The following is a 13,612-nucleotide window of genomic DNA, read 5'->3' as shown; positions in this document are numbered from 1 at the left end:
TAACAAGGATAAGTATGCGTCTCTCTTTGATTTGCGCAGCAGTTTGCTGCGCCCTTTTTTCGGCCTCCGACGCGTTGGCCGCGCCGCTCACTATCGAGCAGCGGCTGGCCCAACTTGAGGCCAGACTGAAACATGCGGAACACCAGGCAGCCGAAGCAAACCGCCGTGCGCAGCAGGCCGAACAGCGAACCTCCGTCGCGGAACAACGCGCCAGCAATGCCGAAAAACAGATACAAACCCTAAGTAAGCGCACTGATGCCGGCGAACAAAAACAGCAGCAGCTTAGTCGTCAATTGGCCAAATCCACCGACGATAACGGTTTTGAATTTAATGCCTACGCCCGTTCCGGAATGCTGGTGAACAGCCACGGTAAAGGCGCGCGCGGCGGACCCGGTATTTCACCGGCCAGTTCGCTTAACGGCGACGCCCACGTGGGTCGTCTTGGCAATGAGAAAGATAACTATGTTGAACTAAGCTTTGGCAAAAAAATGACCTTTAGCGACGGTTCATGGGCACATTTCAAAACAATGCTTGCCGATGGCGCCACCAACCCGGATCCGTGGGTGCAGGATAATAATAGCCACCACCTTAACGTACGCCAACTGTATGTCGAGATGGGTAGCTTCGCTGATTTTAGCGGTCCATTTAACCAGGCGTCGATTTGGGCCGGAAAACGCTTTGATCGGGATAACTTCGATATTCACTTTACCGATAGCGATATTATGTTCCTCGGCGGTACCGGCGGCGGAATCAATGATGTGCGTTGGAGTCAACAGCTTCGGGGCGATTATTCAGTCTACGCCCGCAACTTTGGCGATTTAGGTAGCGATAACTATGAAGATAACGATATTCAGAATCTGATGTTTACCGCCAATCATTTCTGGCGAAACTGGCAGTTAATGACCACGGTAATGACCGCGCAGGGTAATGACACGCTAAAAGACAACACCTCAACGACCGGCAGTTATGCGCTACGTAGCGACAACACCGCCAAAAATGGCTATTACGCGATGTTGGCTTATCACGACAAACAGCAGTTCTACGGCCTTGCGCCTGGCATCTCAGAAAGCGCCCTGCAGTACGGTGGCGGTTTAGGCGCAGAAGCTCGCCAGCCGGGCAGCGACGGCGATCTGACCGGGAATGCTAAATCCCTGCGTTTTGCTTCTTACGGCATTTTGCCGCTAGGGAAAAACTGGCAATTGGCGCCATCGGTCATCGCGCAACACAGCGAAAACCGTTATCGTGACGGCGACCGCTACGACTGGGCTACTTTTAACCTGCGTCTTTCCCAAGGGATCACCCGCAACTTTGCCCTGCTATATGAAGCCTCCTGGCAATATATGGATTTGAATCCTAATGGCCGAACCTATCGCTATAACGACAATGTTTATCAGTATCAGGCCGTCAGCGGCGATTTTTACAAGCTTACCTTCGCACCAACGTTTAAAGTCGGCGACATTTTCGATATTAAAGCTCGCCCGGAGATCCGCTTCTTCGCAACATGGATGAACTGGGACAAAGCTCTGGATCACTACGCCATTAACGATGATTTTGGCAGTTCCGGTTTTACCGCCGGCGGCAACTGGAATTTTGGCGTACAGACAGAAATCTGGTTTTAAATAGGGTACAAAATGACGGCAACCCTGCCGTCATTCCCGGATGACCATCTTTTACAATAAGTGATAAGACAGCGGGCTTATCATAAAACGATGAAGATGACTGCCGCCTTTAAGGTTGAAGTTAGCTTTAATCTTGTCTAAATGCGCATAAATGGTTTTTACCCGCAGACCTAACACTCTGGCAACGACGTTCACCGACATGCCGGCTACGACATGATCGATAATCATCATCTCTCTTTCACTGAGCGGGGCTCCCCCCTTTGCCTTTATTAGACTAAAGTCCGGCTGACCGCCATGGTCATATAACTGCCGATGCTTAATGTCCAACAACAACTTTTGAATATTGGCTGTCGATTCGCGACTACTCACCCACAATATATTCCCCCGATAAATCAACCGTCCAGGGCGACTACTTCTGGACGTGCTTACTCCCAAAATAATGCCCTTAAACAATTGAGATAACGCATAGAGATGCTTGTAATCTTGATAGCCATGTAGCGGCAAAATAATAAGATCCGCTTGCTGTATAGAATGGTTAGTGTAAGCCAATTCAACGTAAGCGGGCTCATGACACTCAGAAGATATCTGTTGTAGACAATATTCTACACCCAGTCGAAACCAGATATCCTTGCTATTAATTATAACCTTCAATTTTATAACCCTGGCATAAGAACGACAGGCGCACCTTGAATATAGAAAATCCTACTCGACTGTTACCTTACGTCGGATATTCCACGTAACTGTATGATAGCGCCATCATTCTGGCAGAACGGTTTATCACTTTTCACAGAATAAACAGTTGTAACGTAGTGACTGTTGATATAATAACCCTGAGTCTTGACGCGTAATATAATTTCTTGCTCAATGCCGACATCCTTGAGGAGTCGACGTAAATTTTGCATCACTTGCCATAAACGTTGCGATGAAGGCCTTAAATCATTTTTCTCCCAGACATGCACCATCAACTCTTCATCACTAACAATTCTTTCAAGGCCATGTTCAAATAAATATTCAATTAGACAGGCCATCGTTTTTCGAAGACGGATGTTTTTTCTATTACCACTTACAGTAGCTATTTCCCGGTACTTCAAGAAGTAAAAAAAATCATCCTCTAATTGGTAACCAAGTAACGCACTACCTATTATCATTCATCTCTCCATGATAAAAATCATCATTTCAAAGGCAGGTTACATGGCAAATGAGCAATCGCCTAAACAATTTTGATATGCATAATAATCAAAACATAAAACTACATTTAAATACATACAAAGCGTAAATGACCTTATAACTTAATATTATCAGTTATTTATGTTGATTAGGATTATTCTTAAATGGCCATTTCCTTTACAAAAGGTAAATTAATGAAAGGTATGGAAATCAAAAAAAAGCCACTTTTATTGATCTAAATCAATAAAGCGGCATATCTTTCGCTCAAGTAAAATTGACCTTGGTCGATAGTAGTCTAATTGGCGCGATGAAAAGCGGCCCGTCCTTTACATTCGGTAGCCCGGTTTCTTAATCAAAGAATCCATCTGCGGCGCGATCTCATCATCCCACACCCGCTGCCAGTCGCTCTGCTGTACCTGATTAAGGGCAACGCTAACTGAACTGTCTTTGGTGCTGAGATGACGGATCAGAACCTCAGTGATTTCCGCAGCCAGCGCGCTTTTTTGCTCTTCGCTCAGTTCACGGGGAAAACATTTGATATCGACATGTGGCATAGCAGGCTCCTTATTATTGGGATTTTAAAACTATCACAGATTCCCTAACTCAAATCACGATTTGTGCCTTAGAGAAGATTATTGTCACGCAGTACCTGCTGCAGCTCCGCACGGCGATAAACCGCCTGCGCTACAGCGGCAAACTTTGGCGTATGCACGGCAAACCACTCGCGCCGCGGCCCCCAGCTGTACATCGCGGCAATATAGCAATCCAACAGCGTGATATTCCCGCCTAATGCGTAAGGCTCGGCTGCCAGCTGCTGTTCCAGCCAGAGATAGAGTGATTTGCGGTATTGCTGACAGCTCTCACGCAGTTCGTCAGGCGCTGAGGCTGTCCAGCGTTCGGGATAGTCGGCATAGGTGAAGGTCGGATAAACGTTAGCCACCAGCCAGATCAGCAAACGTTGAAACTGCTGGCGCTGTGGCGTACCGGCTGGCGGCGCCAGATCCGCGCGCTCATCGAGGATCATCAGCGCGATCGCCGCTGTTTCCGTCATCACGCTGCCATCCGCCAGTTGCAGGGTAGGCACCTGACACAGCGGGTTGATCGCCAGTAGTTTCTCTCGCTGCGCGCCTGGCTGGTCAAAGCCATCGACATTGATAAATTGATATGGGATGTTGGCCAAGGTCAACATCATCTCGCTTATTGCCGAGCCCCACCCCGGCACACCATACAATTTCATGATCGTCAGTTCCCAGGCAGAAAACTTTTAGCGTAGCACTAATTCCGCGCGGCGCTGAATTCGCGCCAGGCGACGATGGCTACCAGTACCACCGGAATAAGCACCGAGTAGAAACCCGTCAGGATGTAGCCTAGCGCCCCAAGCCCTGCACCCAGCAGAAAACCGAGCACCGAAGCCCCCGATTTTTTGATTTTTTCTCTATTCTCGCGGTTGGGCGCCTGGCACCAGTTAACCACATCGATGGTTAACTGCGTGACGTTACCGGTCATCATCGTACTCGGGCTGGTGGTGGGTAATAATAATCGGGTGGTGGCGTTCCGCACCCCCATCGCCATCACGCCGGCCATGCCGGTGATTAACGCGGTCGCGCTATCCGCGCCGACAAAGGGCTGCCACAGCAGCCCCAACAGGCCGAAAAGGAGTAACAGCAGAATCTCAACGACGAACAAGCTGCCAAGAAAGCGTGGCGTAATGGTTTTTCGACTTTTGATAACCAGCGTGACGATCGCCACCGCCAGCATAAAAACAGGAATGGCGAGCAGTTTCGATAAAATACCTTCGCTGTTGGTGGCCAGGGCTGCCCCGGCCACTACCAGGTTTCCCGTGACGTGGGCGGTAAACAGGCCAAACAAGGTGATGAAGCTGATAGTGTCGATAGCGCCGCCGGAAGCGGCGAGCAACGCGGGCTCACGATGGTGCTGCCAGCGTTGCTCCAGTAAGAGTTGGTTTTCGGCCACAGAGATTAATCCATTAATAAGACACACGATGTAGCCATGAGTATAGCAATCCCTGGCTATTAATAATCACAGCATCAATATGTTATCCCCGGCGGATTGACCTCCGATTGCCTGACTACCTCCCCCTGTTCCCCCCAGCGCGCGAGAACCTGCTGATACTCGCCACGCGCGATCGCGCCATTCAGCGCCGCCTGCAGCGCGTATACCAGCCCATTGCCTTTTTTAGTGGTGGTGGCCACCCAGGCTTTTTTGGGACCGAGCCCGACAACTTTGGTTTTTCCGTTTAATGCAACCTTATAAGAGGCCACCGACTGCGGACCAAAAAAGACGTCCGCCCTTCCCGACTGAATATAAAGATTGCCGGAGGCATCGTCGGTAAGATAAACCGGTAACGCCGGTTGCCGTCCCGCGGCTTCGTTTTCCGCATTCCATCCCAGCAGGATCCGCTCCTGGTTGGTGCCAGAACCGACAATGACTTTACGTCCTGAGAGATCCTGCGCATTTGAGATCCGCGTAATGTCACTGGTTGATTTCACCGAGAAGGCCAGCGAGTCTACGCGGTAGGTGGCGAAATCGAACTTCTCTTTGCGCTTCTCGGTCACCGCGATGTTAATCAACGCCACATCGTAACGCCCTGACGCGATCCCCAAAGGCCAGTCCTCCCAGGCCGTTGGCACCAGCTTCAGTTTCAGACCAAGGCTACCCGCCAGTAAACGGGCGATGTCCGGGTCGCTGCCGATACGCGTGCGGTTGTCGCTGGCCAGCAGCGCCAGCGGCGGCGAATTTAATGCCGAAATCGCCACCGTCAGCACACCGGACTCCACAAAACGATAGTCCGGAGGAATTTTGCTAATCGCGTTATCATCTCGCGTCACCGGCAATGGCTGTTCATTGGCGCGCAAATCGAGTTCGGCGCGCGCCTCGCCGATGCTCAGGAGCAGCATGAGGGCTGCAGCTAATTTCCTCATGCCAGCACCCGTGATAAAAATTGCCGGGTACGCTGGTGTTGCGGATGATTTAACACTTCATCGCTGCTGCCCTGTTCAACGATTTTGCCATCGACCATAAACACCACCTGGTCGGCAACCTCGCGGGCAAAGCCGATTTCGTGTGTTACCACCACAAGCGTCGTCCCGGAGCGGGCAAGTTTCTTGATAACATCAAGCACTTCGCCAACCAGTTCCGGATCCAGCGCGGAAGTGGGTTCATCAAACAAGATCACGCGCGGATTGAGCGCCAGCGCGCGGGCGATGGCGATGCGCTGCTGCTGGCCGCCGGAAAGATGCCGCGACCAGGCATCGGCTTTGTTGCGCAAACCGACAATGTCCAACAATTCATAAGCACGAGCGATGGCCTCCTTTCGACTGGCCCGTTTGTGGGCAATCGGCGCTTCAATTAAATTCTCCAGCACCGTCAGATGCGGAAACAAATTGAAGTTCTGAAATACGTACCCCACGTTGACCCGCTGGCGAAGGATCTCTTTTTCTTTCAGCTCGTACAGCTTGTCGCCTTTACGGCGATAGCCGATATAGTCGCCATCAATCTGGATAAACCCTTCATCGACCCGTTCAAGATGGTTAATGGTGCGCAGCAGCGTCGATTTTCCCGAACCGGACGGCCCGAGGATCACCGTCACCGTTCCCGGCGCTATCTCCAGCGAGACATCATCCAGCGCTTTATGACGGCCAAAGTATTTACTGACCCCGGTTATCGAAATATGACCATTACGAGAGTTGAGCATGGACGGCCTCCTGCGGCTGACGAGCCGGTTGGGTCAGGCGATTATTACGCACGCTGTTCACCGCCGAGCGGCGTTCGCTGCGCGCCAGCGCGCGTTCGACCAGATACTGAATTGCGGAGAGCACGCTGGTAATCACCAGGTACCACGCGGCGCCCACCATCAGCAGCGGGATCACTTCCTGGGTGCGGTTATAAATCATCTGAATGGTGTAGAACAATTCCGGCATCGCCAGTACGTAAACCATCGCCGTCCCTTTTGCCAGGCTGATGATTTCATTAAACCCTGCCGGCAGAATGGTGCGCAGCGCTTGCGGCAAGATGATCCGCAGCGTGCGTCGCCAGGCGGGGAGTCCCAGCGCGGCGGCGGCCTCATACTGCCCGTGATCCACGCCCAAAAAGCCTCCGCGGATAATTTCAGCGGTATAGGCGCTCTGCACCAGCGTCAGGCCAACTACTGCCGTGGAGAACTGCCCCAGTACGTTGATAGTCTGATAGCTCGCCCAGGTTACGCCGGTGAAAGGGATCCCCAGCGATAAGCTGTCGTACAGATAAGAGAAGTTATACAGAATGATCAACACCACAATGAGCGGCAGCGAACGGAACAGCCAGATATACCCCCATGCCAGGCTGCTGAGCAGCCATGAGGACGACAGGCGGGCCAGCGCCAACAGGCCGCCGAAGATAACGCTTAAAAGGGTGCCAAGTAGCGTGAGCAGCAGCGTTTGCCCCACCCCCTCGAGGATCACCGGGTCGAAGAACCAGTGGGCGAATACCCCCCACTCCCAGCGCGGATTGAACGCGACCGACTGCACGACGACCGCCAGCACCAGCAGCGCCAATACCGCCCCTGCGACGCGCAGCGGGTAGCGCGCCGGAACCACTTTGATCGTTTCAGATGATTGCATAATGCCTCCTTAAGCGCTGTGGCTGAGGGCGCTAACCGCCAGCGCTTTACTGAACCGCAACCGGCCATCATAGGGCGGCCGGCTGTACTCTTCCGGGTCGCGAGCGAGGTCAAACTGCGCCTCATACCCCTGGCTTAAATAGAGCTTTACCGCTTCCGGCTGACGAAAACCGGTGGTGAGAAAAATATGGCTATAACCTGCCAGCACCGCCCGACGCTCCAGTTCTTGTACAACCCTGGCGGCCAGCCCCTGTTGACGCAGCCGACGATGCGTCCAGATCCGCTTAATTTCCGCGGTGTGCGTGTCTTTCGGCTTGTAGGCGCCGGTGGCGATGATTTCGCCGTCACGCTCCAGCACAATAAACAGCCCCTGCGGCGGCAGATACCATTCGGTTAACTCTACTTCCGCATCACGAGAAAAATAGTCGCCGTAACGAGCGGCGTACTCGGCAAACAGGCCGCTAATAATCGGCTGTAATTCCGGCGCGTCCGGAGAAATATCACGAAATGCTTCGCTCATAGCGCCCCCTGTTAATCGCCCAGCCCGGCGGGGTTGATTTCCGATTGTGGAATACTCTCCACTCCCTCGCCCCAGCGGTTGAGCACTTTGGCATAGTCACCGCTGGCGATAGCGCCGTTGAGCGCCGCCTGTACGGCATTAACCAGCCCGCTGCCTTTCTTCAGCGTCACCGCGATATGCGCCGCCTTCGGCCACCCGCCGTCCACGCTGCCCACCAGCTTGGTTTTGCCAGTAAGGGCCGCTTTCCAGGCGCCTATGACGTTAGGGCCGAAGAATGCGTCGGCGCGGCCCGTTTGCAAAGCCAGCGTCTGCGCGGCGTCGTCTTTGGTATAGACCGGTATAAACGGTTTAAGCCCGCGCTTAACGTTTTCCGCATTCCATGCGAGTAAGATTGCCTCCTGATTGGTGCCGGAGCCGACGATAATCTTCAGCCCGGCAATATCTTCCGCTTTGTCGATCTTGTTCAGTGGGCTGGTGCTTTTAACGTAAAAACCCAGCGAATCTTTACGATAAGTGGCGAAATCGAACTTCTCTTTGCGCTCTTTGGTGACGGTAATATTGCTGATCGCGGCATCATATTTGCCGGAGGCGACGCCGAGCGGCCAGTCTTCCCACGAGGTCGGAACAACGTTGACTTCGAGGCCGAGGCTGTCAGCCACCAGACGCGCAATATCCGCCTCGCTGCCGAGCAACGTTTTGTTATCATCAGAAAACACCGTCAGCGGCGGCGAGTTCAGCGCCGCAACCGCGACGGTAAATTTCCCCGGTACCGCCAGGTGCAGATCTTTCGGCAACAGCGCAATTGCCTGCGGATTTTTTGCCGTATGAATCGGGGTTTTATTGGCTTCCAGGCTAACCCCGGTGCCATTGATATTGACGTCCTGCGCCCACGACGGGGCGCTAATTGCCAACGCGAAGGCCAGCAATAGCGTTGATTTCTGCATAGCGCGGTTCTCTTTTATTATTTTTCGAATTGGTTAATGGGCAAATCCAGCCCCAGGCTTTCCCGCAGCGTGGTGCCTGGATAGTCGCGGCGGAACAATCCGCGCGCCTGCAGCAATGGCACCACTTCATCAACAAAACGCGGGAAGGTTTCCGGCGTGCCGCCCTGAATAATGAATCCATCGGCGGCGCGTTGTTCAAACCACAGCTGCAGGCCGTCGGCGACATCGCTGGCCGTGCCGGAGAAGCGCGGGCGCGGGCTGGCGGCCTCCAGCGCCACCTGGCGCAGGGTTAATCCCCGTTCACGGGCATTGCGTTTAATCTCATCGGTGGTGCTGCGGAAGCTGTTTTGCCCAAGGTCGCCAATATCCGGGAAGGGTTCATCCAGCGGATATTGCGCAAAGTCGTGATGCTCGAAATAGCGCCCCAGGTAATTCAACGCGTCGTCGATCGAGACCAGCGCCGCCGTGGTCTGGTATTGACGCTCCGCATCCTCCGCGTCGTCACCGACGATTACGCTGACGCCCTGGAAAATATGCAGTTGATCCGCACTGCGCTGATAGGCTGCCAGTTGGCTTTTGACATCCTGATAAAACGCCTGCGCCTCGGCTAATGACTCCTGGTGGGTAAAAATGGCATCAGCGTGGCGAGCGGCTAATTTTTTGCCGTCATCTGAGGCGCCTGCCTGGAATATAATGGGCCGTCCCTGTGGCGTGCGGGCAATATTCAAAGGACCAGAGACTTTAAAGAAATCGCCATGATGATTAAGCGTATGCAGTTTATTTTTATCAAAAAACTGGCCGCTCTCTTTATTACGCACAAAAGCGCCGTCTTCCCAGGAATCCCACAATCCTTTAACCACCTGAAGATATTCGTCGGCGATACGATAGCGCAGCGCATGATCGGGATGCTGGGCGCGGGAGAAGTTTTTCGCCGAGCCTTCCAGCGGCGACGTCACCACGTTCCAGCCGGCGCGCCCATGGCTTAAATGGTCAAGACTGGCGAACTGTCGCGCGGTCGTGAACGGTTCGCTATAGGAGGTGGAGAGCGTACCGACCAGCCCCAGACGATCGGTCACCGCCGCCAGCGTTGATAATACCGTTAACGGCTCAAAACGATTTAAAAAGTGAGGGATGGATTTTTCGTTAATATATAACCCGTCGGCGACAAAAATAAAATCGAGTTTCCCCTGCTCGGCTTTTTGCGCCGTTTCTTTCACAAATTCAAAATTAATACTGGCATCCGCCAACGCCGCCGGATGACGCCAGGCGGACATATTTCCTGAGGCGCCATGTAAAATCGTCCCCAGACGTAATTGCCGTTTTTCAGACATAGTGACCCCTTACCCTGTCAAAAATTAAATATGGTGTAATGCCTGTTCCGCCAGATCCGCGAAATAGCGCGCGGCTGGGGCAATGACGTTTTCATCCGGATTAAAAGCCGGGTGATGCAGGCCAAATTCGCTGGCGCTACCTATGCTGACGAAAGCGCCCGGAATATGCTGCAGATAGACGGCAAAGTCTTCGCCGCCCAGATGTAAATCGGCGTGATGCGTGCGATAACCGAAGCGGTCGGCCGCCGCGCTGGCGAACGCCGCCCAGCGCTCATCGTTAACCAGCGCCGTTGGCCCGGCATACCAGAAGACATCGATTTGCGCGCCAAAGGCGCTGGCGAAACCGGCGGCGATTTCGCTGACTCTCGCCTTAACCCGCTGCTGCACCTCGCTACTGTGGGTGCGCAGCGTCCCTTCGAGCTCCACGCTTTCCGGCAAGACGTTCCAGGTATTCCCCCCCTGGATTCGCGTCACGCTGAGCACCACCGAATCCAGGGTGTTCACTTCGCGACTGGCGACGCTCTGCAGCAGCGTCACCAGTTGGCTCGCCAGCAGGATGGCGTCTTTACCTTCATGCGGCCGGGCGGCATGCGCCCCTTTGCCGGTCACTTTGAATACGAAGCGATCGACGTTGGCATAAAACGGGCCGCCGCGGGTAGCGAATTCGCCCACGGGTAAATTGGGCTCATTGTGCATGCCGAAGATGGCCGATACGCCGTCAAGCGCGCCAACGCGGATCAGCGTTTTGGCGCCGCCGAAACTCTCTTCCGCAGGCTGGAACAGGATCCGTACCCGCCCCGGCAGTTGCGCTTCTCGTTCCTTTAACAACAACGCCGCGCCAAGCATCACGCTGGTATGTATATCGTGACCGCAGGCATGCATGACGCCTGGATTTCGCGAGCGGAACGGCAGCCCGGTGGCCTCTTCTATCGGTAGCGCGTCGATATCCGCGCGGAGGGCGATGATTTTATCGCCGCTGCCCACCTCCGTGACCGCCCCGGTGGTTAACTCGTAAGGCAGTAACGGCAGGCCGCCGCTTTGCAACCAGTCGCGAATGCGCGCGGTGGTTGCTACTTCCTGTAATGAGAGTTCCGGGTTCTGATGCAGTTCGCGCCGCCAGCTTATCAACTGTTGTTCGAAATTCATGACGTCACCTCCACGCCAGAATGCGCCTGCGCCAACAGCCCCAGCGACTCCAGCCGCGCCCCGCCCTCAGCAATAGGGGTATCAATAATAAACTCATCAATGCCCCATTGCGCCTGAAGGGCATCGAGTTGTGCTTTAACCTCTTCTGCGGTACCGAACAACAGCGAGGACTCGCGGCGCTCAATCCGCGTGGGCGGGCTACCGGCCTGACGGGCGAAGGCTGCCGCCTGAGCTTCACTACCCACCGTTACCCGCTGACCGTTTGCCAGTTCAACGCCCCAGACCTCTACCTGCTTCGCCAGTTCTGCGGCGCTGGCGGCGTCTTGCGCAACGATAACTTGTACGGCCACGATGACCTCCCGGCGGCTCAATTCGCGCCAGTTGGTTAACACTTCCCGCAACAGGTTTTTATCGCCGTTGAGATGCGCGGCAAAAACAAAGTTCCAGTCCAGACGGGCCGCCAGGCGGGCGCTCTCGACGCTGGCGCCGAGCAGGAAACCGTCCGCGCGGCGCGGCGGGATAGGGGTCGCGCGCAGGCTCTCCTCGCCCTGGCTTTCGGTCAACGTTAGCCAGTTATCAAGCTGGGCAAGCTGTTCGGCAAAAGTGCCCTTCTCATGCTGATGGACGCCCTGTTGCAGCGCGCGAGTAGCAAGCGGCAGACCGCCTGGCGCCTTGCCAACGCCGAGATCGACGCGTCCTGGCGCAATACTGGCGAGCAAATTAAAGTTTTCGGCGACTTTGTAAGGGCTATAGTGCTGCAGCATCACGCCGCCGGATCCGACGCGGATCTGTCGGGTTTGCCCGAGGATCCAGGCAATCAATAGCTCCGGCGACGGGCTCGCCAGCTGTTCCGCGTTGTGATGCTCGGCAATCCAGAAACGATGATACCCCCAGCGTTCTGCCTGTTGCGCAAGCGTTAACGTACGCGCCAGCGCCTGAGCGGCAGTTTCGCCGGGAGCAAGAGGGCTTTTATCCAGGATACTGATTCGATAAGACATTTCGCAGGCTCGTTTTAATTAACATGCCTGCATTATTAGAATCTGCAGCGCGTGCTGAGAAACAATTTATTCACATGTACTCTGCCGGAAATTAGATATGCGCAATAGGAGACGGGTCCAATATGGTCTCTTCGTGGCGGATCTGCCGGACAAGGTTTAGACTCAATTCCCAGCCATGAATCAAATTCATCAATGCGGAATAATGATGCTAAAAGATAACTTCAACGATCTCCTGTCGTTTATGGTAGTCGCCCGCGAACGCAGTTTCACCCGCGCCGCCGCCCAACTTGGGGTGTCGCAATCTGCGCTGAGCCATGCGATGCGCAACCTCGAGGCCCGGCTTGATGTTCGCCTGCTGACCCGTACTACCCGCAGCGTCGCCCCCACCGACGCGGGTGAAAAATTGTTCCAGAATTTACGTCCACATCTCACGGAAATTGAACGCGAGCTCAGCGCCTTGAGGGATAACCGCGACCTTCCGGCGGGTAATATTCGCCTTAACGCCGGCGAACACGCCGTCAGCGCGGTTTTGTGGCCGGCATTGAAGCCATTTATGTTGCGTTATCCCGATATCAATATCGAAATTACCGTCGATAACGGCCTGGCCGATATCGTCGATGGCCGCTTTGACGCCGGTATACGTCTCGGCGATCAGGTGGCAAAGGACATGATTGCGGTGCGCATCGCCCCGGACATGCGCATGGTCGTCGTGGGCTCGCCTGATTATCTTCAACGCCACGGCACACCGCAGACGCCTTATCAACTGGATCAGCATCGCTGTATTAATATACGGCTACCGACCCGCGGCGGGCTCTACGCATGGGAATTCAGCGACAATAATAAAACCTTCCAGGTTTATGTGGACGGACAACTGACGCTGAATAGCTTGCCGCAACGCATTGATGCCGCGGAATCCGGTCTCGGCCTGGCCTATGTCCCTGATGATTGCGTCGAGGAGGCGCTGGCGGCCGGTCGATTAGTGCAGGTTCTCGAAGACTGGACGCCAACCTTCCCTGGTTATCATCTGTATTACCCCAGTCGCCGGCAGCACACCGCTGCGTTTGCGCTACTCGTCGACGCGTTGCGTCATTGAACTCATTGATATTTAAGTAAGTGCTGTAGCGAAATGTTTTACGTGCGTCACTATCACGTTACGTGTAGGATGCAGCGCCGTGTATGGTTTATCTCTACGACAGAATGGTGAGAAAGCCAGCACGATGTATCGCCGCTGCGCGATACGACAACCACTCATGGACATTGACAGGAAAA

15 protein-coding genes are annotated in these 13,612 nt (G+C 54.3%); 2 read left to right on the top strand and 13 right to left on the bottom strand.

Features of this window, described 5'->3' with window-relative positions:
* Positions 1-14: 14 nt before the first annotated feature.
* Positions 15-1,619, top strand: coding sequence for a carbohydrate porin (locus tag ABLV78_RS11710; protein ID WP_047048694.1), 1,605 nt, complete (start codon positions 15-17; stop codon positions 1,617-1,619).
* Positions 1,620-1,670: 51 nt separating this feature from the next.
* Here the strand turns inward: ABLV78_RS11710 and ABLV78_RS11705 are convergent, their stop codons facing one another.
* The 13 genes from ABLV78_RS11705 to ABLV78_RS11645 all read right to left on the bottom strand — a co-directional run bounded on the left by ABLV78_RS11705 (position 1,671) and on the right by ABLV78_RS11645 (position 12,343).
* Entirely contained in the window at positions 1,671-2,270 is a 600-nt protein-coding gene (locus ABLV78_RS11705; RefSeq protein ID WP_045394080.1) for a helix-turn-helix transcriptional regulator, read from the bottom strand.
* 62 nt (positions 2,271-2,332) lie between these two features.
* The gene (locus tag ABLV78_RS11700; protein WP_047048697.1) at positions 2,333-2,767 is read right to left on the bottom strand and encodes a winged helix-turn-helix domain-containing protein; all 435 of its coding nucleotides are present in this window, start codon (positions 2,765-2,767) and stop codon (positions 2,333-2,335) included.
* Positions 2,768-3,112: 345 nt separating this feature from the next.
* Positions 3,113-3,340, bottom strand: coding sequence for a tautomerase PptA (pptA, locus tag ABLV78_RS11695; RefSeq protein ID WP_047048700.1), 228 nt, complete (start codon positions 3,338-3,340; stop codon positions 3,113-3,115).
* A 68-nt stretch (positions 3,341-3,408) separates the two neighbouring features.
* Positions 3,409-4,026 carry a glutathione S-transferase family protein gene (locus ABLV78_RS11690; protein WP_047048703.1) on the bottom strand — a complete coding sequence of 206 codons (618 nt, stop codon included), beginning with the start codon at positions 4,024-4,026 and terminating at the stop codon, positions 3,409-3,411.
* Between the two features lie 35 nt (positions 4,027-4,061).
* A complete protein-coding gene (locus tag ABLV78_RS11685; RefSeq protein WP_047048708.1) occupies positions 4,062-4,760 on the bottom strand; it encodes a YoaK family protein in 699 nt (232 codons plus the stop codon).
* A gap of 74 nt (positions 4,761-4,834) precedes the next feature.
* Positions 4,835-5,704 carry a transporter substrate-binding domain-containing protein gene (locus ABLV78_RS11680; RefSeq protein ID WP_072251386.1) on the bottom strand — a complete coding sequence of 290 codons (870 nt, stop codon included), beginning with the start codon at positions 5,702-5,704 and terminating at the stop codon, positions 4,835-4,837.
* 20 nt (positions 5,705-5,724) lie between these two features.
* Entirely contained in the window at positions 5,725-6,501 is a 777-nt protein-coding gene (locus ABLV78_RS11675) for an amino acid ABC transporter ATP-binding protein (RefSeq protein ID WP_045394065.1), read from the bottom strand.
* Complete coding sequence (locus ABLV78_RS11670; protein ID WP_047048714.1) at positions 6,485-7,405, bottom strand: amino acid ABC transporter permease; 921 nt, start codon at positions 7,403-7,405, stop codon at positions 6,485-6,487. Before ABLV78_RS11670 ends, ABLV78_RS11675 begins: the two co-directional genes overlap by 17 nt.
* 9 nt (positions 7,406-7,414) lie before the next feature.
* Positions 7,415-7,924, bottom strand: coding sequence for a GNAT family N-acetyltransferase (locus ABLV78_RS11665; RefSeq protein ID WP_045394059.1), 510 nt, complete (start codon positions 7,922-7,924; stop codon positions 7,415-7,417).
* 11 nt (positions 7,925-7,935) lie between these two features.
* The gene (locus ABLV78_RS11660; RefSeq protein ID WP_032711723.1) at positions 7,936-8,868 is read right to left on the bottom strand and encodes an ABC transporter substrate-binding protein; all 933 of its coding nucleotides are present in this window, start codon (positions 8,866-8,868) and stop codon (positions 7,936-7,938) included.
* A gap of 17 nt (positions 8,869-8,885) precedes the next feature.
* Positions 8,886-10,199, bottom strand: coding sequence for an LLM class flavin-dependent oxidoreductase (locus ABLV78_RS11655; protein WP_047048718.1), 1,314 nt, complete (start codon positions 10,197-10,199; stop codon positions 8,886-8,888).
* A gap of 24 nt (positions 10,200-10,223) precedes the next feature.
* Entirely contained in the window at positions 10,224-11,345 is a 1,122-nt protein-coding gene (locus ABLV78_RS11650) for an amidohydrolase (RefSeq protein ID WP_047048721.1), read from the bottom strand.
* Positions 11,342-12,343 (bottom strand): MsnO8 family LLM class oxidoreductase, encoded by a 1,002-nt coding sequence (locus tag ABLV78_RS11645; protein ID WP_047048724.1) that lies wholly within the window; start codon positions 12,341-12,343, stop codon positions 11,342-11,344. Before ABLV78_RS11645 ends, ABLV78_RS11650 begins: the two co-directional genes overlap by 4 nt.
* 205 nt (positions 12,344-12,548) lie before the next feature.
* Between ABLV78_RS11645 and ABLV78_RS11640 the strand changes: the two genes are divergently transcribed.
* On the top strand, positions 12,549-13,436 hold the full coding sequence (locus ABLV78_RS11640) for a LysR family transcriptional regulator (RefSeq protein WP_047048727.1): 888 nt from the start codon (positions 12,549-12,551) through the stop codon (positions 13,434-13,436).
* Positions 13,437-13,612 lie beyond the last annotated feature (176 nt).

The organism is Klebsiella sp. CN_Kp075, from assembly GCF_040065055.2.
GTDB classification, from domain to species: domain Bacteria; phylum Pseudomonadota; class Gammaproteobacteria; order Enterobacterales; family Enterobacteriaceae; genus Klebsiella; species Klebsiella aerogenes.
The sequence above is the reverse complement of the archived record's forward strand: the minus strand, read 5'-3'. Positions and strand labels throughout refer to the sequence as shown.

Coding starts and splice junctions, on each gene's coding strand:
- ABLV78_RS11700 (WP_047048697.1), bottom strand. CDS start 2,767: ATGATAATAGGTAGTGCGTTACTTGGTTACCAATTAGAGGATGATTTT.
- ABLV78_RS11665 (WP_045394059.1), bottom strand. CDS start 7,924: ATGAGCGAAGCATTTCGTGATATTTCTCCGGACGCGCCGGAATTACAG.
- ABLV78_RS11655 (WP_047048718.1), bottom strand. CDS start 10,199: ATGTCTGAAAAACGGCAATTACGTCTGGGGACGATTTTACATGGCGCC.
- ABLV78_RS11680 (WP_072251386.1), bottom strand. CDS start 5,704: ATGCTGCTCCTGAGCATCGGCGAGGCGCGCGCCGAACTCGATTTGCGC.
- ABLV78_RS11640 (WP_047048727.1), top strand. CDS start 12,549: ATGCTAAAAGATAACTTCAACGATCTCCTGTCGTTTATGGTAGTCGCC.
- ABLV78_RS11650 (WP_047048721.1), bottom strand. CDS start 11,345: ATGAATTTCGAACAACAGTTGATAAGCTGGCGGCGCGAACTGCATCAG.
- pptA (WP_047048700.1), bottom strand. CDS start 3,340: ATGCCACATGTCGATATCAAATGTTTTCCCCGTGAACTGAGCGAAGAG.
- ABLV78_RS11670 (WP_047048714.1), bottom strand. CDS start 7,405: ATGCAATCATCTGAAACGATCAAAGTGGTTCCGGCGCGCTACCCGCTG.
- ABLV78_RS11645 (WP_047048724.1), bottom strand. CDS start 12,343: ATGTCTTATCGAATCAGTATCCTGGATAAAAGCCCTCTTGCTCCCGGC.
- ABLV78_RS11710 (WP_047048694.1), top strand. CDS start 15: ATGCGTCTCTCTTTGATTTGCGCAGCAGTTTGCTGCGCCCTTTTTTCG.
- ABLV78_RS11660 (WP_032711723.1), bottom strand. CDS start 8,868: ATGCAGAAATCAACGCTATTGCTGGCCTTCGCGTTGGCAATTAGCGCC.
- ABLV78_RS11675 (WP_045394065.1), bottom strand. CDS start 6,501: ATGCTCAACTCTCGTAATGGTCATATTTCGATAACCGGGGTCAGTAAA.